This is a genomic window from Rhodococcus aerolatus (assembly GCF_054783215.1).
Window position 1 is genome coordinate 259447 of the sequence record NZ_BAAGQZ010000004.1, and the last position, 19057, is coordinate 278503.

The 19057-nt window shown below is 74.5% G+C and carries 19 protein-coding genes; 8 read left to right on the forward strand and 11 right to left on the reverse strand.

All coding sequences use genetic code 11. The features are described 5' to 3' along the window. Positions 1 to 61: 61 nt before the first annotated feature. Both ACYVOF_RS02910 and ACYVOF_RS02915 read right to left on the reverse strand, forming a co-directional pair. Complete coding sequence (locus ACYVOF_RS02910) at positions 62 to 760, reverse strand: maleylpyruvate isomerase family mycothiol-dependent enzyme (protein WP_460864000.1); 699 nt, start codon at positions 758 to 760, stop codon at positions 62 to 64. Next, complete coding sequence (locus ACYVOF_RS02915) at positions 760 to 2187, reverse strand: glucose-6-phosphate dehydrogenase (protein WP_460864001.1); 1428 nt, start codon at positions 2185 to 2187, stop codon at positions 760 to 762. The genes ACYVOF_RS02910 and ACYVOF_RS02915 overlap by 1 nt, the downstream gene beginning before the upstream one ends. Before the next feature lie 57 nt (positions 2188 to 2244). Between ACYVOF_RS02915 and ACYVOF_RS02920 the strand changes: the two genes are divergently transcribed. The 3 genes from ACYVOF_RS02920 to ACYVOF_RS02930 all read left to right on the forward strand — a co-directional run bounded on the left by ACYVOF_RS02920 (position 2245) and on the right by ACYVOF_RS02930 (position 3957). Then, entirely contained in the window at positions 2245 to 2472 is a 228-nt protein-coding gene (locus ACYVOF_RS02920; RefSeq protein ID WP_460864002.1) for an RNA-binding S4 domain-containing protein, read from the forward strand. 115 nt (positions 2473 to 2587) lie between these two features. Further along, complete coding sequence (locus ACYVOF_RS02925; protein WP_460864003.1) at positions 2588 to 3280, forward strand: hypothetical protein; 693 nt, start codon at positions 2588 to 2590, stop codon at positions 3278 to 3280. Continuing rightward, positions 3277 to 3957 carry a DUF4166 domain-containing protein gene (locus ACYVOF_RS02930; RefSeq protein ID WP_460864004.1) on the forward strand — a complete coding sequence of 227 codons (681 nt, stop codon included), beginning with the start codon at positions 3277 to 3279 and terminating at the stop codon, positions 3955 to 3957. Before ACYVOF_RS02925 ends, ACYVOF_RS02930 begins: the two co-directional genes overlap by 4 nt. Here the strand turns inward: ACYVOF_RS02930 and ACYVOF_RS02935 are convergent. Continuing rightward, positions 3926 to 4600 (reverse strand): hypothetical protein, encoded by a 675-nt coding sequence (locus ACYVOF_RS02935; protein ID WP_460864005.1) that lies wholly within the window; start codon positions 4598 to 4600, stop codon positions 3926 to 3928. The genes ACYVOF_RS02930 and ACYVOF_RS02935 overlap by 32 nt on opposite strands. Before the next feature lie 332 nt (positions 4601 to 4932). On the opposite strand from ACYVOF_RS02935, the gene ACYVOF_RS02940 reads away from it, so the two are divergent. From ACYVOF_RS02940 to ACYVOF_RS02950, 3 genes are all read left to right on the forward strand, one after another. Continuing rightward, positions 4933 to 5487, forward strand: coding sequence for a DUF732 domain-containing protein (locus tag ACYVOF_RS02940; protein ID WP_460864006.1), 555 nt, complete (start codon positions 4933 to 4935; stop codon positions 5485 to 5487). A 231-nt stretch (positions 5488 to 5718) separates the two neighbouring features. Continuing rightward, positions 5719 to 7200 (forward strand): choice-of-anchor L domain-containing protein, encoded by a 1482-nt coding sequence (locus tag ACYVOF_RS02945; RefSeq protein WP_460864007.1) that lies wholly within the window; start codon positions 5719 to 5721, stop codon positions 7198 to 7200. Between the two features lie 100 nt (positions 7201 to 7300). Then, positions 7301 to 8332, forward strand: coding sequence for a 5'-3' exonuclease (locus tag ACYVOF_RS02950; protein WP_460864008.1), 1032 nt, complete (start codon positions 7301 to 7303; stop codon positions 8330 to 8332). Between the two features lie 81 nt (positions 8333 to 8413). Here the strand turns inward: ACYVOF_RS02950 and ACYVOF_RS02955 are convergent, their stop codons facing one another. After that, positions 8414 to 9454 (reverse strand): DUF5685 family protein, encoded by a 1041-nt coding sequence (locus tag ACYVOF_RS02955; RefSeq protein WP_460864009.1) that lies wholly within the window; start codon positions 9452 to 9454, stop codon positions 8414 to 8416. A 55-nt stretch (positions 9455 to 9509) separates the two neighbouring features. Between ACYVOF_RS02955 and ACYVOF_RS02960 the strand changes: the two genes are divergently transcribed. Continuing rightward, complete coding sequence (locus tag ACYVOF_RS02960) at positions 9510 to 10430, forward strand: SMP-30/gluconolactonase/LRE family protein (RefSeq protein WP_460864010.1); 921 nt, start codon at positions 9510 to 9512, stop codon at positions 10428 to 10430. A 51-nt stretch (positions 10431 to 10481) separates the two neighbouring features. Here ACYVOF_RS02960 and ACYVOF_RS02965 read toward each other — a convergent pair whose 3' ends face one another. From ACYVOF_RS02965 to ACYVOF_RS02995, 7 genes are all read right to left on the reverse strand, one after another. Further along, positions 10482 to 11249: a dioxygenase family protein gene (locus ACYVOF_RS02965; protein ID WP_460864101.1), complete on the reverse strand. Its 768-nt coding sequence runs from the start codon at positions 11247 to 11249 to the stop codon at positions 10482 to 10484. Positions 11250 to 11439: 190 nt separating this feature from the next. Further along, complete coding sequence (locus ACYVOF_RS02970) at positions 11440 to 13272, reverse strand: glycoside hydrolase family 15 protein (RefSeq protein ID WP_460864011.1); 1833 nt, start codon at positions 13270 to 13272, stop codon at positions 11440 to 11442. Further along, positions 13269 to 14144 (reverse strand): SDR family oxidoreductase, encoded by an 876-nt coding sequence (locus tag ACYVOF_RS02975; protein WP_460864102.1) that lies wholly within the window; start codon positions 14142 to 14144, stop codon positions 13269 to 13271. The genes ACYVOF_RS02970 and ACYVOF_RS02975 overlap by 4 nt, the downstream gene beginning before the upstream one ends. A gap of 225 nt (positions 14145 to 14369) precedes the next feature. After that, the gene (locus tag ACYVOF_RS02980) at positions 14370 to 14642 is read right to left on the reverse strand and encodes a hypothetical protein (protein WP_460864012.1); all 273 of its coding nucleotides are present in this window, start codon (positions 14640 to 14642) and stop codon (positions 14370 to 14372) included. A gap of 45 nt (positions 14643 to 14687) precedes the next feature. Next, a complete protein-coding gene (locus ACYVOF_RS02985) occupies positions 14688 to 15521 on the reverse strand; it encodes a DNA-formamidopyrimidine glycosylase family protein (RefSeq protein WP_460864013.1) in 834 nt (277 codons plus the stop codon). 138 nt (positions 15522 to 15659) lie between these two features. Continuing rightward, positions 15660 to 16853 (reverse strand): fatty acid desaturase family protein, encoded by a 1194-nt coding sequence (locus ACYVOF_RS02990; RefSeq protein WP_460864103.1) that lies wholly within the window; start codon positions 16851 to 16853, stop codon positions 15660 to 15662. Positions 16854 to 16995: 142 nt separating this feature from the next. Continuing rightward, complete coding sequence (locus ACYVOF_RS02995) at positions 16996 to 18237, reverse strand: ferredoxin reductase (RefSeq protein ID WP_460864014.1); 1242 nt, start codon at positions 18235 to 18237, stop codon at positions 16996 to 16998. Between the two features lie 88 nt (positions 18238 to 18325). Here ACYVOF_RS02995 and ACYVOF_RS03000 point away from each other — a divergent pair, with 88 nt between their 5' ends. After that, entirely contained in the window at positions 18326 to 19012 is a 687-nt protein-coding gene (locus ACYVOF_RS03000; protein ID WP_460864015.1) for a TetR family transcriptional regulator, read from the forward strand. Positions 19013 to 19057: the final 45 nt, after the last annotated feature.

Sequence of the window (19057 nt, forward strand, 5' to 3'; positions counted from 1 at the left end):
CACCCGTGCGTCACGCCGGGTGGTGGGGCCGTCCCACGTCCCGGGGGATCGTGGTGGGGGTCTAGCCGGTGCCGGGCTCCTCGAGCGGGGTGCCGCGCAGCGACCCGAACGCCGACACGTGCTCGAGGTAGGGCTCGACGTCACCGCGGACCACCCAGGAGCGGACCTGGTCCGCGGAGCGCCGGCCCAGCATCATGCGCAGCAGGTCGAACCGCGACGCCTGCAGCACCGCACCGGGCTCCTGCCCGGCCGACGAGGTGCCGAGCAGCTCGGTGAACTCGCCGTCGGTGAGCTCGAGCGGGTCGAGGCGCGCGTCGCGCAGGCCCGGGGCGACGCGGTCGGTGAACACGCCGAACGCGTACGCCAGGCCCTCGTTGTCCCGCGCCCCCGGCTGCCCAAGCGCGCCCCGCAGGTCCTGCTCGTGGATGGTCAGGTCCAGCACGGGCCGCGAGCCGGGGCCGGGGCGCTCCTGCATCCACGACACCATCTGCGGCGTCAGCTCGGTCCACTCCGCCAGCAGCGCGTCGAGCGAGCGGCCGCGCCGCGCGTCGACGTGCGCCTGCGTCCACGTGGGGTTGTGGTCGTCGACCTCGTCGCCGTTGACCACGTCCACCCCGACCCCGATGACGTGCGCCAGCAGGTCCTGCACGGTCCAGTCGGGGCACGCGGGCACGGTGGTGGCCAGCTCGTCGGGTCCCAGCCCGGCCACCAGGTCGATCACGCGGCGCTGCGCGGCGGGCCACTCGCGGGTGGGGTCCATCAGGACCCCTGCCCGGTCAGCAGCCAGCCGGTGTCCCCGGCCAGGTCGATCGCCGCCTGCGGGCCCATGGAGCCGCGCTCGTAGGGCTGCACCGCCGGCCGGTCGTCGAGCAGCGGGGCCGCCACCTCCCACACGTGGGCCAGGCCGTCGGGCCGGGTGAACAGCGAGCGGTCGCCCTGCAGCACGTCGTGGATCAGCCGGGCGTAGGGGGGCAGCGGCTCCGCGTCGGGCACCGCGGCCAGGTTCAGCTCGGTGCGGCCGACGGTCAGCTCCAGCTCCGGCCCCGGCTCCTTGACCACCAGGCTCAGGCCCACCGAGCCGTCGCCCTTGAGCGAGAACGTCAGCACCGTGCCCTGCGGGGGGACGTGGGTGAGCGGACCGTCGGGTGCCTTCATGACCAGGCTCACGCGCTGCTCGCTCACGGCCATCTGCTTGCCGGTGCGCAGCAGGAACGGCACGCCGTGCCAGCGGTCGGTGTCGACCCAGAGCCGGGCGGCGACGAAGGTGTCGGTCTGCGAGCCCTCGGCCACGCCCTCGGTGCCGGTGTAGCCCTCGAACTGCCCCAGCACCACGTCCTCGTCGGCGAGCGGCCGGAACGCCGCGATCACCGTCTCCCGGGCGGTCTGCAGGTCGTCCGCCGACATCGACGTCGGCGGCTCCATGGCCACCTCCGCCGCGATCTGGAACAGGTGGGTGACCAGCATGTCGAGCACCGCCCCGGTGGCGTCGTAGAACTCCGCGCGGGTGTCGATGTCGAGCTCCTCGGGCACGTCGATCTGCACCTGCTCGACGTGGCGGTTGTTCCACACCCCGCCGACGAGGTCGTTGGCGAAGCGGAGCACGTGCAGGTTCTGCGACGCCTCCTTCCCCAGGAAGTGGTCGATCCGGTAGACCTGCTTCTCGTCGAGGACGTCGTGCACGGCCTCGTCGAGCTCGGTGAAGTTCTGCTGCGAGGTGCCGAAGGGCTTCTCGTAGACGACCCGCGCGCCCTCGGCCAGGCCGTGCTCGCCGATCGCCCGGGTGTAGTCGGTGAAGGTGCTCGGCGGCAGCGCGATGTAGTGCACCAGCTGGTAGTCCCCGCCCGACGCGCCCCCCTCGCCGCCGCGCAGACCCTCGACCACGTCGACCAGCTCGCCCGGGTTGTCGGGGGTGAACCCCTTGCCCGCGAACTTGAGCCGCGTCCGGAACCGGTCCCACGGGCCGGCGTCGGTGCCGTCGCCGAACTCCTCGAGGCTCTCCCGGACGCGGTCGACGAAGTCGTCGTCCGACTCGTCCCCGCGGCCGTTGCCGACGAGCCAGAAGTCCTCCGGCAGCAGGCCGGCGGCGGCGAGCTCGTAGAACGCGGGGAGCACCATCCGCTTCGCGAGGTCCCCGGTCGCGCCGTAGAGGATGAAGATCGTCGGTCCCGGACGGGTGTCGTCAGCCACGAGCTCCACCTTTCCCCGCGCGTCCCCCCGGCACCACCCGGGGTGGAGACTGTCACGGTGAGCAGCGCACCGGTCGACGTCGAGGTCCGCGGCGCCACGATCCGGCTGGGGCAGTTCCTGCAGGTCGCGGGGCTCGTCGACACCGGGGCGGACGCCAAGTCCGTCGTGGCCGAGGGGCTGGTGCAGGTCGACGGCGAGGTCGACACCCGCCGCGGCCGCCAGCTGCGCGGCGGCGAGGTCGTCGAGGTGGCCGGGCAGCGGGCCCGGGTCGTCGCCGCCGGCTGAGCGGGGTGTCTGCAAGCACCCCCAGGAGCGCCCCCGGGGGTCTGCAACCGCCACCAGGACGTCCGCGCCGGCCGATCCCCGGACGCGGGCGGGTCGGGCGTGCGAGCCTCGTCGGGTGGCAGCAGGCATCTACGTCGAGACCCGGGTGCACGCCGACGACGACACCCTGTGGCACCGCACCCAGGACGCCGACCAGCACACCCGCTGGGACCTGCGCTTCACCACCATCGCCGACGTGACCGCGCAGACCGCCGACGCCCCCCGCACCTTCCGCTACGACCTGCGGCTGCCCGGGCTGACGATCTCCGGCACCGGCACCACGGTGGGCGAGCGGCGCCGGCCCGACGGGACGCTGACCTCGGCGCTGCGCTTCGGCTCGCCGCACCCGCTCTCGCTGGTGCGCTCGGGCAGCGGCTGGTGGCGCTACGTCCCCACCGACGACGGCACGCGCTTCCTCACCGGCTTCGACTACGAGCCCGGGTGGGCCGCGCTGGGCCCGCTGGTGGACCGGGCCGGCTTCCGGGCCGCCGTCGGCTGGGGCACGGCGTGGAGCTTCGACCGGCTCCGGCTGTGGCTGGACGACGGGGTCGCCCCGGAGACGGCCGCCCGGCGCTGGCTGGCCGACACCGGTCTGCGCGCGGCCGCCCTCGCGGTGGGGGCCCACCGGCGTGGGCTGCTCGGCGTGGTCCTGGCCGCGGCCGCCGTGCTGGCGCCCGCCGCGCCCGGGGTGCCGCGGGCCCGCCGCTGCCTGCGCACCCCGCCCGACCGCCTGGCCCGGACCCCACCGTCCACGATGGAGCAGCTGTGACGTCGATCTACCGCCGCGCCCTGGGGTCGGACTTCGAGCGCCTGCACCCCGAGATCGCGGCCCGCTTCGACCTCTCCACCGCCGGGGGTCACGGCTGCGTGGGGGTGGGCACGATGGACGAGGTGTGGCGCGCCCCGGGGTTCACCCGACCCTTCCTGGCCTTCGGCACGTGGCGGCACATCATGTTCCCGGAGACGGGCCGCGACGTGCCCTTCACCATCGAGAACTGGCCCTACACCGACGGTCTCGGCCGGGAGACGGTGACCTTCGTGCGCACCTTCGAGCTCGCCGGCGTCCGCCGCCGGTTCGACGCCACCATGGTCTACAGCGAGCAGCGCGGCGGCGTCGTGGACTACCTGGGCACCCACCAGCACCTGGCCGCCGACGTCGACCTCGAGGTCGACGCCCGGGGCGGGCTGCACCTGCGCACCGGGGAGCAGCGCTTCCACGAGCGGGTCGTCAGCTTCCGGTTCCCCGCGGCGCTCACCGGCTGCGGCGACGTGCACGAGTGGTTCGACGACGACGCCGGCTGCCACCGCATCGAGGTGGAGGTGCGCAACCCGCGGCTGGGCCGGCTGTTCGGCTACCGGGGCTCGTTCCGCGCGCACCGCAGGCCGGTGCCGCCGGAGGGGGTGTCCGGCGCGCTCAAGCCGATCCGGGAGGAGCGCCGCGAGTAGGCCCCGCGCCGTCGCCCTCGCGCCAGGTGCCCCCGGTGGCCCCCCAGCCGTGCTCCAGGCCGGGCGGGGCGGCGCGCGGGGCGGGCCGCTTCCCCAGCGGGCGGTCGTACCACCGCACCCACGGGACGTCGGCGCCCTGGACGTCGGCGTCGAGGTGGGGGAACTGGCGGAGCAGGGCGTCGAGCGCGGGGTCCGACTCGCGGGTGTCGCAGAGCTGGGCGTTGATCGCGGCGCGCCGCACCTGCCCGGTGGTGGCGCGACCGGTCACCGTCCGGGTCACCCCGGAGGCGCGCACGAACGGGAACGGCATCGACGTCCGGCGCGAGGTGTACGTCTTCTCCACCCGCAGCAGGCCCGCCAGGGGCAGCACCGCCCGCCCGGTGAGGCCCCGGACCTCCACCCGGTCGGTGTCGATGACCACCCGGAACAGGTTGACCTGCACCAGGACCACCACGGCGATGAGCACCATGACGGCGCCGCCGAGCACCTCGCCCCCGCTGGAGCGAGTCCCGTCGCGCGCCAGCGGCCAGAGCAGGACGCCGGCGAACAGCGCGGTGAGCACCGTCAGCCCCACCCGCGTCGACGCCCGCCGCCGGACGACGACCGGGAACCGGACCGGGGGCGGGTACGGGGTGGCCTGCACGGCCCCCACGCTAGGCACCCGGGCGCCCGCCCGGGCGGGTTTGCCGCACGGTCGCCCGCCGGTCGACGACTCGACGGTGGGGCAGCCCCGAACTTGGCGCGACCCCGGTAGCGAGCTCGCACGAGCGGGTCCTTGCGGAATACCCTTAATGGTCTTCGCTAACGATCTCGTCGATGCGAACGCAAACCTCGAGATAGTTCTGAGAAACCCTTGACTCGCCATTCGGACGGGGGGAGTGTTCCGGCCGACGGCGATCACAGATCCTCTCCACGGGGGCCAGGTGGCCGAGGACGAGGGGGTCCATGGTGTGCATGCGGCGGGGGGTCGCTTTCGTGGTGCTGCTGGGTGCGCTGAGTGCCTGCGGGAGCGGTGCGACCGGTGTCGGTGCGTCCGCGCCCTCCACCACCGCTGCCGCGGTGCAGGGTGCGACGCGCGGACCGTCGGCCTCCACCGGGATCCCGGACGCGGCGGAGGACGGAGGTCGCGGTGCGGCGGACACCGTTGCTCCCACGTCGGTCGTCGACCCCGGCGCCTCGTCGTCGTCAGCCGTCGACGGTCGCGAGAACAGTTCCACTGCAACCTCTGTCGTCGCCACCAACGCTGACGGTGGTGCCCTTCCGCCTGCTCCGCCACCCGGTACCACCGGTGGTGGGGACGACCAGTTCCTCGCAAACCTGGCCGCGGTGGGCGGGGTCACCCCCGGGCCCGCTGCTGCCATCGCCTTGGGACGTTCCGCGTGCGACAGGCTCGCCGGTGGTTCCCCGCTCACCGCCGTCGTCGAGACGGTGAGCCGTGCCGTCGGGTCGGACCGGCTCGCCGCGGGAGCGGTGGTCGGAGCCGCCGTCGTGTCCTTCTGCCCCCAGCTGGGACGAGCCCAGGGCGGCTGACCCGCCTAGCTCCGGCGTCATTCCCGGTCGTTGCCGGGACCATTCTTCCGCCCGACGGTGCCGCCTCGGCGGTCCGCTCCGGCGGCGTCCTGCCCTGCCCGCAGCCAGCGGGTGGCCCACCAGAGAAGGAAAGGCAGAAATGTGACGAGAACACGCGTGGCGGCTGCGGCCGGCCTCGTACTGATCGGTGCCGTGGCATACCCCCCACAAGCCATGGCGGCTGAGCCGACCTTGGCCGAGTCTCTCGCCGCGGCTGCGGTCGCGAACTCGGCGCAGCTCTCCGGAGCCGCCTTCCTGGACGGGCCGGCCGGGGACGGCGCGGCAGAGGTGTCGAGCACACCTCTGGCCGGCTTCCCCCGGGCCGGCGACTCCTTCGCCATCCTGTCCACGGGGCTTGCGGCGGACGCGTACCTGCCGAACGACGCCCCCGACACCTCGACCTCCTTCGGCGGCCAGAACGTCCGGGGTGACACGGACTACGACGTCACCGTGCTGGGCGTGGACGTGGTCGTCCCCGCTCAGGCCAACTGCCTGCTCGGGGTCGACTTCAAGTTCCTCAGCGAGGAGTACCCGGAGTACGTCGGGACGCGGTTCAACGACGCGTTCATCGCGGAGGTGGACAGCTCGACGTGGACCACGTCCGGCTCGACGATCACCGCGCCCGGCAACTTCGCCTTCGACCAGCTGGGCAACCCGATCACCATCAACGCGGCGGGTGCGGCGACGATGACGGCGGAGGACGCGTCGGGCACGACCTACGACGGTGCGACGACGGTGCTGTCGGCCGCGACCCCGCTGAGCCCCGGGCCGCACACGCTCTACTTCTCGATCTTCGACCAGGGTGACCGAATCCTGGACTCGACGGTGCTGATCGACAACATCCGCATCGGGCAGGTCGCGGACGTGGCGACCGACTGCAAGCCCGGAGCGGTGGACGCGCCCACCCAGCAGCCGGTGACCCCGACGGCCCCGACGTTCACCGACCTGCCGGGGACGGCGAACGACACGTACACGATCCCGACGACGACGGGTGTCTCCTACCAGGTCGGCGGGGCCACGGTGCCCGCGGGCACGTACCCGGGCGCGGGCACGGTGTCGGTCGTCCCCGTCGCCGACACGGGCTTTGTCCTCGACGGAGCGCCTGCGTCGTACGACTTCACGTTCACGAACGTCGTCGACCCGCCCGCCGACATCCCGGTGACGCCGACCGCCCCGACGTTCACCGACCTGCCGGGGACGGCGAACGACACGTACACGATCCCGACGACGACGGGTGTCTCCTACCAGGTCGGCGGGGCCACGGTGCCCGCGGGCACGTACCCGGGCGCGGGCACGGTGTCGGTCGTCCCCGTCGCCGACACGGGTTACGTCCTCGACGGAGCGCCTGCGTCGTACGACTTCACGTTCACGGACGTGACGCCCCCTCCGACGCTGCCGACCTGCAACGGCAAGACGGCGACGATCGTCGGCACCGATGGTGTCGACTTCCTGGTCGGCACGCCGGGTGACGACGTCATCGTCGCCCAGCGCGGTCTGGACTTCGTGTTCGGTGGCGGCGGCAACGACACCATCTGCGGTGGTGCCGGCACCGGGCTGCTCTACGGCGGACCCGGCGACGACTACATCCTCGGTGGTGCCGACGCAGACCTGATCGTGGGTGGCCCGGGGAACAACACGCTGGACGGCGCAGGGGGGTTCAACCTGGTCCTCTGACCCTCCGACCCGCGTCGACCCCGGCCACCCCCGGCCGGGGTCGACGCGCGTCGCGGGCACCTCACGTCAGCACCCGCGTGGGTCTGGGAGACTGGTCGCCGTGACGGCGGTGGCGGTGGACGACTCCCCCCGCGTGCTGCTGGCCGTCGACGGCAACTCGCTGGTGCACCGCAGCTTCCACGCGCTCGGCGACTCCCCGACGCGCACCGCGGACGGCGCCCCGACGTGGGCCGTGCGGGGGCTGTTCTCCCAGCTGGGCCTGCTGGTGGACCGGGTGTGCGCGGACGGGCTCGTCGTCGGCTTCGACGATCCCACCCACAACCTGCGCAAGCACGACCACCCCGGCTACAAGGGCACCCGCGCCGAGAAGGACCCCGACCTGGTCAGCCAGCTGGCCCTCGCGGTGGACGTGCTGCGCGAGGCCGGCGTGCACGTCGTCGTCCCGCCCGGCCTCGAGGCCGACGACGTGGTGGCCGCCGCCGCGGCGCAGGCCCCCGCCGCGGGCTGGTGCACCGTCATCGCCACCTCGGACCGCGACGCCTACGCCCTCGTCGATCGCCACACCCGGCTGCTGCGGCTCATCCGCGGCGGGGTGGACGCGTCCCCGCTGCTGACCCGCTCGCTGATGCACACCCTGACCGGGGTGTGGCCCGAGCAGTACCGGGAGCTGGCCGCGCTGCGCGGGGACGCCTCGGACAACCTCGAGGGGGTCCGCGGCATCGGCCCCAAGACCGGGGCGCGGCTGCTCGCCGAGCTGGGCTCGGTGGACGCCGCGCTGGCCGACCCGGAGCGCACCCGGGCGGTGCTGGGGGACCGGGTGGCGGCGACGCTGGCCAGCCCCGAGGCCCGCGAGGTCTACGCGCGGACGGTGGCCCTGATGACGCCGCGCCCGGTCGACCTGGGCTGCGACCTGGCCGGGGGTGGCGCCGAGCTCCCGCTGGCCGAGGACGCGCTGCGCGCGGCACTGGCCCGGGTGCGCCTCGACGCCACTTGCCGGCCCGCGATCCGGGCGCTCTGCGGGCTGGAGTTCACCCCGCCGCCCCCGGTGGTGGCCACCGAGCGGGTGCGGCGCGCCCCGCTGGCGAACCCGCCCAAGGCCGTGGCCAAGGAGCCCGAGCTCACGCTGTTCTGAGCCCGGTCCCGCGCGATCGGGCAGCGGCCGTGGTCGTGGTCGTGGTGACGAGGCGCGCTGCCCGACCGCCCGGGCCGGGCGTCAGCAGTCGCACCCGCAGTCGCACCCGTCGCAGCGCAGGCAGGCCGGCTCGTGGCGCTTGCCGGTGCACGGGTTGTCGTGGGAGGCGCAGCAGGCGTACCCGGTGCAGTACACGGCCGCCCACGGTGCGGCCCGGCGCCACCACGGTCCGCGGTCGGGGGGTGCGGAGACCGGGTCGGTGCACGTCACGCGGTGCACCGCGGCGCGCAGGGTGTCGACGAGCAGCACCCGGACGAGCCGGTCGTCGGCCAGCTCCAGCTCGTCGATCCCGTGGCGCACCCGGGCCGCGAGCGCCCGGCACCGCGCCCGCACCAGCGGCAGCGGGGTCGCCGTGGCCGTGACCGGGTTGAACGCGCCCGTGCGCGCGTCGTCCGCGAGGTCGGTCAGGGCGTCGAGCAGGTGCGCGAGCCGGCCGAAGTCGGCGCCCAGCCGGGCGAGCGGGGCGGTGTTGGCGGGCACGCCGGCGAGGGTGGCGGCGGTGGTGAAGACCGCGGCGCAGGCGCGTGCCGACGGCCCGGTGACGGTGTCGAGGTCGTCGCCGGGCGCCACCGCCGCCTCCAGCGCGGCCTGCCCGGCGAGGTCGTCGAGGACGGTGTCGACCCCCAGGGCGGCGGCGACCGCCCCGTCGCGGTGGGCGTGGCCGCGCAGCCGAGGCGCGACGACCCGGGCGGCGCGCCCGCCCAGCGCGGCGTGCGGGGCCAGACCCTGCTCGGCCTCACCGGCGACGTCGCCCGCCTTGGCCGCGGCCAGGGTGAGCGAGGCGGTGGCCCCGAGCCGGGCGGCGAGGGCGTCGGCGGGGACGACCTCGGCGGTCCGCATCCCCCGCAGCGCGCAGCGCCCGGCCGTCACCCGCGCGGCCGGCCCGGGGGCCTGCGCCTCCACCAGCACCGAGACCAGCACGGCGTCGGTGTTGGTCAGGCCGCGGGCGAGCTGGCCGTGGTGGTCGCGCAGCCGCAGGCAGAGCCCGCACAGGTGGGCCTGCCACCGGTCGGCGAGCTCTGGGCCGAGCCGGCAGCGGCACGGGGCGACGAGACCGAGCACGGGGTGGACCCTAGGGTGACGCGGCTACCGACGGGCGGGGATCCGGTGCACCGGTGTGCCGGCACGACGAGAGCGAGCCCCGCTGAGCCGCGAGGTCACCACCGTCCTGTCCGACCTCAGCTACACCGAGTGCCCGCGGTGGCACGACGGCCGGCTCTGGCTGGTGGACTTCTACACCCACCGGGTGCTCTCGTGCACCGAGGACGGGGCGGACCTGCGGGTCGAGGCCGAGGTGCCCGGGCAGCCGTCGGGCCTGGGGTGGTTGCCGGACGGTCGGCTGCTGGTGGTGTCGATGCGCGACGCCCGGCTGCTGCGCCGCGAGGACGACGGCACCCTGGTCACGCACGCCGACCTCGCCGCGCACGTCGGCGGGCACCCCAACGACATGGTCGTCGACGCCCGGGGCCGCGCGTTCGTCGGCAACTTCGGGTTCAACCTCATGGCGGGCGCACCGATCGAGCCGACCGGCCTGGTGCGGGTGGACCCCGACGGCACGGTGACCCCCGTGGCCGACGACCTGTGGTTCCCCAACGGCAGCGTGCTCACCGACGACGGGGTGCTGCTGGTCGACGAGACCTTCGGCAACCGGGTCACGGCCTTCGACGTGGCCGAGGACGGCTCGCTCGGCAACCGCCGGGAGTGGGCGCGCTTCGGTGACCTCCCGACCTCGCGCGACATCGGCGAGGCGCTGCCCGGGCTGGTCGTCGCCCCGGACGGGTGCGGCCTGGACGCCGAGGGTGCGCTCTGGGTGGCCGACGCGGTGCACGGCCGGGCGGTGCGGGTGCGCGAGGGCGGCGAGGTGCTCGACGAGGTCTCACCCGGCACCGGGGTGTTCGCCTGCATGCTCGGCGGGGCCGACGGCCGAACCCTGTTCCTCAGCGCGGCACCGGACTTCGACGAGCACGCCCGCAGCGCCGCCCGCGAGGCGCAGGTGCTCAGCGTGCGGGTGGACGTGCCCCATTCCGGGACGCCCTAGCCCCGTCCGCCCCGGGACCGTGAACGGGACCTCGCGTCCTGGGTGCAGGAATCACACACAGACGATGCTGCGCTTGGCGAGCCCCATCTGGAAGCCGTCGATCGCGGTGGTGGGCGCCGCGGCGGGGTCGGTCGCGGCGCCGAGGGTCACGAACAGCGGCGTGTAGTGCTCCACCGTGGGGTGGGCGTAGGGCATCCCGGGGGCGCGGGCGACGTCGGCCAGCGCGGCCACGTCGCCGGCGGCGAGCCGCTCGGCCGCCCAGGCGTCGAACTCCCGCGACCAGCCGGGGACGACGTTGTGCGCGAACGAGTCCCGGCTCAGGAACGGCAGGCCGTGGGTCATGTAGCCCGACCCGATGACGAGCACGCCCTCGTGGCGCAGCTCGCGCAGCCGGGACCCCAGGGCCAGCAGCCGGTCCGGGTCGTGGGTGGGCATGCTGAGCTGCAGCACGGGCACCTCGCCCCACGGGTACATGACCTTGAGCGGGACCCAGGCGCCGTGGTCGAGCCCGCGGGAGGCGTGGACGTGCACGGGCTCGTGGTCCGGCACCACGGCCGCGACCCGGGCGGCCAGCGCGCTCGCGTCCGGCGTGGGGTAGGTCATGGCGGAGTAGCGGGGGGCGAAGCCGCCGAAGTCGTACACCAGCGGGGTGCTCGCGCCGGGGGCGGACAGGCTCAGCGGCGCGGACTCCCAGTGCGCGCTGATGACGAGGATCGCCCGCGGGGTGGGCATCGACTGCGCCCAGCCGAAGAGCTGGCTGATCCACAGCGGGTCGTCGAACACCGGGGGAGCACCGTGGCTGAGGTAGAGCGACGGCAGCGGCCCGTCCTCCGGGGTCCAGGCCCGCCGCTCCCGGGCCCGGGGTGCCTCGTCACGCAGGAACGCGTCGAAGGCGGCGCCGGGCACCGGGGGGTCGATCAGGCTGGCCACGGGTACCTCCGACACAGTTGGTTGAGCGCTCAACCGATGCTAGCACCGTTCCACGTGGAACACCCCCGGCCGCGGGGGCCTACGCGGCCCCGTCCTCGGTGAGCGTGATCGCCGCGTTGACCAGGGCGAGGTGGCTCAGCGCCTGGGGCAGGTTGCCCAGGAAGTCCCCCGTCGCGGGGTCGATCATCTCGGCGTAGAGCCCGACGTCGTTGCCCGCGGCCACCAGCTCGTCCATGAGGTCGTGCGCCTCCGCGGAGCGGCCGAGGTGGTGCAGCGCGGAGACGGTCCAGAACGAGCAGGCGACGAACGTGCCCTCCTCCTGGCGCATGCCCGAGTAGCGGTACAGGTGCGGCCCGGACCCCAGCTCGCGGCGCAGCGCGTCCACGGTCGAGGCCATCCGCTCGCCGCGGTCGAACCCGGAGATGGCGTGCAGCAGGATCGAGGCGTCGAGCCGGTCCGAGCCCGGGGCCATCACGTAGGCGCCGCGCTCGGCGTCCCAGCAGTGGTCCTCGACCCAGGTGCGGATGCGGCCCGCCTCGCTGCGCCACCGGCCCGGGTCGCCGGGGACCTGCCCCACCTCGGCCAGGTGCACGGCGCACTCCAGCGCCTCCCAGCAGCCCAGCTTCGACGTCGTGTAGTGCGCCAGCTCGGGCAGCTCCCACATCCCCGAGTCCTTGCGGTGCCACGCGTCGCAGGCCTGGTCGGCGATGCTGGCCAGCAGCCGGCCGGTCGCGGCGTCGAGCACGTTGCCGCGGTCGACGAAGAGCCGGACGGTGGTGAACAGGTCGCCGAACACGCCGAGCTGCAGCTGGTCGGCCGCGGCGTTGCCGTCGACGACGGGGCCCACCCCGCGCCAGCCGGGCACGTCCGGCTCGGCGGTGCCGTCGGGCATCGTGCCGTCGAGCCGGAAGAACACCCGCGGCTGCGGGCCGTGGTCGGCGATGGTGCCCAGCAGCCAGGTGACGGCGGCGTGGGTCTCCTCGCGCAGGCCGAAGCGGAACAGCGCGGTCAGCGTGTAGGCCATGTCACGGACCCAGGCGAAGCGGTAGTCCCAGTTCTTGCCCCCGGTGAGGTCCTCGGGCAGCGAGGTGGTGGCGGCCGCGGCGATCGCCCCCGTGGGGGCGTGGATGAGCAGCTTGAGCAGCAGCGCGCTGCGGCGCACCGCGTCCTCCCAGGGCCCGTCCCACTCGAAGGCGCTCGTCCAGTCCCGCCAGTTCGCGATCGTGCGGTCCACCGCGGTGTCGATGACGGCCGGGTCGGGCAGGAACAGCGCCTCCCGGTCGGTGGCGACGAGCGCCAGCAGGTGCCGGGAGCCGGCGCCGGTGACGAGGTCGACCTCGATGTGCTGCTCGGAGACGGTGGCCTCGCACTCACCGAGGGTCCGCACCGCCAGGGTGAGGCCGTCGACGCGGAGCACCGCGCCGTGGGTGGTCTCCTGCACCCAGGGCGACACCGTGTTCAGCACCGTGCCGGGGCTGACCTCGGCGTGCATCGCGACCGAGCCCTCGAGGCCGTCGACCCGGCGCGCCAGCTCGGACCACGGCAGGCGGCCCGCCACACCGGTGTTGAGCGCGTCGGTCACCCGCACGCGGCCCGAAGCCGTGGTGAAGGTCGTGGCCAGCACGTTGGTGCCCGCCACGTACTCGCGCTCGACGGTGAAGTCCTCCACCGGCCGCAGCGAGACGAACCCGCCGTGGTCGGCGTCGAGCAGCGCCGCGAACGCGGGCGGGGCGTCGAGGTGCGGGGCGGGGAACCAGTCGATGCGTCCGTCCCGCGCCACCAGGGCGACGGTGCGGCCGTCGCCGATGGCGGCGTAGGACCGCAGGTCGGCGTACCCGGCGGGATCGCGCGGACCGCCGCCGGGAGGGGCCGCGGCGGCGGTCGCGTCGTGCTCGTGGTGAGGGTCGGTCACGGGGTCGGCATGCCGCCGTTGACGTTCAGCGTCTCGCCGCTGACGTAGCTCGACTCCTGCGAGGCCAGGAACACGTAGGCCGGCGCCAGCTCGGCCGGCTGCCCGGCGCGCCCCAGCGGGGTCTCCTGGCCGAAGCTGGGCAGGTTCTCGGCGGGCTGGCCGCCCGCGGTCTGCAGCGGGGTCCAGATCGGGCCGGGGGCCACGACGTTGACGCGGATGCCCTTCGGCGCCAGCTGCTGGGCCAGCGCCTTGCTGATGGTGTTGATGGCCGCCTTGGTGGTGGCGTAGTCGACCAGGAACGGCGCGGGCTGGTAGGCCTGGATCGAGCTGGTGTTGATGATCGAGGCGCCCTTGGGCAGGTGCGGCAGCGCCTCCTGGCAGATCCAGAACAGCGCGTAGACGTTGGTCTTGAACGTCTCGTCGAAGCTGGCCGAGGTGAGGTCGGCCAGGTCGGTCACGTTCTGCTGGCGGCCGGCGACGTTGGCGACGACGTCGATGCCGCCCAGCTCGTCGACGGTGGTGGTGACAAGCCCGCGGGCAACGGTCTCGTCGGCGATGTCGCCCGGGGCCAGCACGGCGGTGCGGCCGGCGGCGCGGACGAGCTCGGCGACCTCTTCGGCGTCGCTCTGCTCGCTGGGCAGGTAGCTGAGCACGACGTCGGCGCCCTCCCGGGCGAAGGCGATGGCGGCGGCCCGGCCGATGCCCGAGTCGGCCCCGGTGACGAGGGCCTTGCGGCCGGTCAGCTTGCCGCTGCCCACGTACGTGTCCTCGCCGTGGTCGGGGCGCGGTGACATCGCCGAGGTCAGGCCGGGACCGTCCTGGGTGTCGTCGGGGTAGTCACCGGTCTTGTACTGGGTGACCGGGTCGGTCATGGTGTGCTGCGTCGGGGTCTGCTCGGACGGGGTGTTCTCGCTCACGGCGGTGCTCCAGGTGCGGGGAGGGCCCGGCGCACGAGGTGGGTGCGCGGCGGGTCCGGGGGGCCGGGCTCCGGCCGGTGCGGCGTGGCTGCACATCGGCGGGATGGCCCGGAGGGCCTCGGCGGCGGTGCCGAGCAGCCGCGACGCTACGGGTCGGGGGCGCGGCGCGCCGGGCGAGCGTCAGCCCTGGTGGACGAGCTCGCCGCTGTAGGCGACGGGGAAGTGGATGCCGCGCTCGAGCAGGCTGTCGTTCAGGGTGAGCGCCAGCATGTCGTGCTCGCGGTCGGAGACGCCGGCCGTGCCGCGGAGCGCGGCGACCAGCTCGGTCTCGGCCATCATGCCCCCCACCCCGACGTAGGCCAGCCACAGCTGCTGGGGCTCGAGCCCGGCGAGGGCGAGCCCGGTGCGCAGCGCCCAGGCGGAGTCCGTCCCGGGGTCGGGTTCGGGGTTCACCCCCCAACGGTGGACCTCCTGGGTGGGGCTGCGCCACCCGGGTGATCACCCCACGGGGTGCGGTGCGTCGTGGACGGGCTGGCACGAGGGGCACCACCACGTGCGGCGGCGCTCGGGGTCGCCCGCCGTCTCGGCCACCACGCGCACGGTGGTGCCGCAGCGCAGGCACGGCCGCCCGGCCCGCCCGGCCACCCAGTGCTGCTCGCCGCGACGCCGCGACCCGGTGGTCACCTGGTAGGCCCCGGGGGTGTCCACGGAGTGCCGCAGCGCCCGGTGGGCGAGGGCCAGCAGCGGTGGCAGGTCGACCTGCCCGACGGGCGTCCACGGGTACGCCCCGCGCAGGAAGGCCAGCTCGTTGACCCACAGGTTGCCCAGCCCGGCCAGGTTGCGCTGGTCGAGCAGCGCGGCCACCAGCGGTCGGGCCGGGTCGGCGCCGAGGCGCCGGGCGGCCTCGGCGGTGTCCCAGTCCGGGCCCAGCACGTCGGGGCCGAGGTGGCCGACGGCACGGTGCTCCAGGCGGGTCTCGATCAGCTCGACGACGGGCATCGCGAGCGCGACCGCGGTGGGCCCGGGGGTGCCGTCGTCGGCGGTGGTGCCCAGCGAGACGCGGACCTGGGGCTGCACGCGCCGCGGCAGGACCTTGCCCGGGGCGAGCACGGTCCACGAGCCGTCCATGCGCAGGTGCGTGTGCAGCGTGGTGCCGCCGTCCAGTCGGGTGAGCAGGTGCTTGCCGCGGGGCACGGTCTCGAGCACGCGGTGCCCGGAGAGGTCGGCGGTGGCCCAGCGGGGGTGGCGGAAGTCGGTGCGCGCCAGCACGAGCCCGCTCAGCCGTGCCTGGAGCTTGCGGGCGACGAGCAGCACGCTGTCCCCCTCCGGCACGCCCTCATCATCCCGCGCCGGCCCTGTCCCCGCTCACCGGTCCCGGTACGCCGTTGGAGTGCCAGTGGCGGTCATCCGGCGGGGATGACGACCACCGGCACTCCAATTGCGGGTGTGGGGGCCGGGTCGGGGACGGGGTCAGGCGGCCTGGGGGACCTGCTGGGCGCGGGCGGCCTCACGGGCGGCGGACTCCTCGCGGGCGACGCGCTCGGGGTCGACCCCGCCGCGGGGCGTGCCGTTCCAGGGCATGGCCAGCCGGATGATCTTCCCCGCCACCGAGCCGAGCTGGGAGCGCAGCCCGCCGGTGTTGTACGGCAGGTCGTAGCGCTCGCAGATCGCCTTGACCTCCTCGGCCATCGCGCTGTAGCGCCGCGCCGGGATGTCGGGGAACAGGTGGTGCTCGATCTGGAAGCTGAGGTTGCCCGTCATGACGTGGAACAGCGGGCTGCCGGTGATGTTCGCCGAGCCCAGCAGCTGGCGCAGGTACCACTGGCCGCGGCTCTCGTCCTCGATCTCCTCCTCGGTGAACGTGGCCACACCGTCGGGGAAGTGCCCGCAGAAGATGATGGAGAACGTCCACACGTTGCGGACCAGGTTCGCGGTCACGTTGCCCGCAAGCGTGATCGGGAACAGCGGGCCGGACAGGGCGGGGAACAGGACGTAGTCCTTGGCGACCTGCTTGACGGCCTTGCGGCCCATCCGCTTGCGGACGTCGGCGTAGTCCTCCCAGCGCGTCTCGCCGCTGAGCAGCTTGTCCACCTCGAGGTCGTGGAACCACACGCCCCACTGGAAGAACAGCATCAGCGCGACGGCGTAGACGGGGTTGCCCAGGTAGTAGGGATGCCACGGCTGGCTCTCGCTCATCCGCAGGATCCCGTAGCCCACGTCGCGGTCCTTGCCGACGACGTTGGTGTAGGTGTGGTGCAGGTAGTTGTGGGAGTGCTTCCAGTTCGCCGACGGCGCGGCGGTGTCCCACTCGAAGACCAGGCTGTTGAGCACGTCGTCGCGCATCCAGTCGTACTGGCCGTGCATGACGTTGTGCCCGATCTCCATGTTGTCCAGGATCTTCGCGACGCCGAGCGCCCCGACCCCGGCGATGAACGCGGGCGGGAAGATGCCGACGGCGAGCAGGCCGCGGCCGAGCAGCTCGAGCTTGCGCTGCTTGTCCACGACGGCGCGCAGGTAGTCCGCGTCGTCCTCCCCGAGGGACTCGACGACCCGGCGGCGCAGCGCGTCGAGCTCCTCGCCGAGGGCCGTCACCTGCTCGGGCGTCAGGTCGGGGCGGCCGTTCTCGCGGGCCGCGCGGTGGGCCTCGTTGCGGCGCGGCAGCAGCGCGGTGTCGGCGGGCAGCACCTCGCCGGAGAGCGGGGCGCGGCCGTCGCTGCGGCGCAGCAGCGGGTCGCGCAGCAGGGTCTGGATCCCGGAGATCAGGAACACGGGGTGCCTCCTCGAGAAGCGTTGTGAGAGCGTGGGTCTACAGGTCGATGGTGACGTCGCCGCCGACCGGGACGCTGACGCAGAGCTGGATGTCGGCCTCGGCCTCGGTGGTGGTCTCGCCGGTGTGCAGGTGCCGCGTGGTGCCCGCGGTCTTGCGCCGGGTGCAGGAGAAGCAGATCCCCATCCGGCAGCCGTACGCCGGGCTCAGGCCGAGGGCCTCGGCCTGCTCGAGCAGGGGCCGGCCGGAGTTGGCCGCGCTCGCACCGCTGGCGGAGAAGCTCACCTCGCCGGTGATCTCCCCGTCGGTGGGCACGATGGCCGCGGGCGGGTCGAACTGCTCGGCCTCGATCGCGACGCCCTCGGCCTCGGCGAGTGCGCGCACCTCGGAGACCAGCCGCGCCGAGCCGCAGACGTAGACCCCGGCGCGCCGCCAGTCGGGGACGAGCGCCTCGAGCTGCGCGGGGCTGAAGTGCCCCCGCACCCCGTCGGGGTGCTCGTCGGACCGGGTGGTGACGCGGACCAGCCGCAGGCCGGGGTGGTCGTCGGCGAGGTCGCGCAGCTCGTCGTGGGCCGGGACCTCGTCGAGCGTGCGCGTGTAGTGCAGGAACGTCACCCGGCCGGCGTCCCCGCCGTCGGCGCGGCCCTCGTCGACCAGCGTGCGCAGGATGGACAGCACCGGGGTGATGCCGCTGCCGCCGGAGACCAGCAGCACGTGCTCGGGCCGCGCGTCGGGGAGCACGAACGTGCCCTGGGCCTGGGTGAGGTCGACGACGTCGCCGGGGGCCAGGCGCTCGTGCAGGTGGCCCGAGACCGCGCCGGGGCGGCCGTCGTCGGTCCGGCCGAGCCGGGCGGTGAGCTCGAGCAGGCCGTCGGTGGCGTGCTGGGAGGTGGTGACGGAGTAGCAGCGGCTGCGTCGGACGCCCGCCACGAGCACGGTGAGGACCACGTGCTGCCCGGCGACGTGACCACGCCAGTTGCCATTGGGGCGCAGCGAGACGGTGACGCTGCCGGGGGTCGAGCGGTCGACCTCGGTGACGGTGGCGCGGACCTCGCGCAGCGACCAGGTGGGGTCGACCAGCTCGAGGTAGCGGTCGGGCGACTGCGGGTAGGCGAGCCGCTCCAGCAGCGGCACGGCGAGGCGGCCGAGCAGGCTGCGGCGCGGGTTCGCGGGCCGCGGCGGCCTAGGGTTGGCGGGTGCCCCACCGCGCGGCGGGGTCGCCCCGGCGCTGGTCGGGCTCGGGCGCGGCGGGGACGATGATGGGACGACGGTCGTCGGCACGGGGTCACCACCTCGGGTGTCGGGACTCGGCAGGAGTGATCAGCGAACACCTGTTCACCGAAACCGACGGTACGCAGGGGAGGGCCCGATGGCCAGGGGTAGCGCGCGCGGAGCCGGTGACGTCGGTCTCGCGACGCCGGTCACCGGACGCGCGGCCCCGGACGAGGGCGTCACCCGGGAGGAGCGCAAGGCGCGGACCCACCGCGCCCTGCTCGACGCGGCGCTGGAGATCTCGGCCGAGCACGGCTTCGCCGGCACCAGCCTGCGCGCGGTGACCAAGGCCGCGGGCATCGTGCCCACGGCCTTCTACCGCCACTACGCGAGCATGGACGCGCTCGGCGAGACCCTCGTCGAGGAGTCGTTCTCCACGCTGCGCCGCATGATGCGCGCGATCCGGTCGGAGGGCATCCAGCCGGGCGCCCTCATCGAGGGGTCCGTCGACGTGCTGGCCGACTGGGTGGGCTCGCACGAGGCGCACTTCCAGTTCATCGCCCGCGAGCGCTCCGGCGGCTCCGCCGTCATCCGGGCGTCGGTGCAGCGCCAGCTGCGGGTGTTCGTCTCCGACCTCTCCGCCGACCTGCTGGTGTTCCCGCCCCTGCGGGACTGGCGCGAGCGCGACCGCTACCTGCTGGCCGAGGTCATCGTGAACCAGGTCGTCGCCACCACCGAGCGGCTCATCGACGCCACCGACCCGCGGGAGACGGTGCTGGCCGACTCCGGCCGTCAGCTGCGGATGGTCGTGGCCGGCCTGGAGCACTGGCGCAGCCAGCCCTGACCCACGCGCAGCCCGCCCTGACCCGACGGGGCGACACGCGCGTCA

Coding starts and splice junctions, on each gene's coding strand:
- ACYVOF_RS02975 (WP_460864102.1), bottom strand. CDS start 14,144: ATGACCGACCCGGTCACCCAGTACAAGACCGGTGACTACCCCGACGAC.
- ACYVOF_RS02910 (WP_460864000.1), bottom strand. CDS start 760: ATGGACCCCACCCGCGAGTGGCCCGCCGCGCAGCGCCGCGTGATCGAC.
- ACYVOF_RS03000 (WP_460864015.1), top strand. CDS start 18,326: ATGGCCAGGGGTAGCGCGCGCGGAGCCGGTGACGTCGGTCTCGCGACG.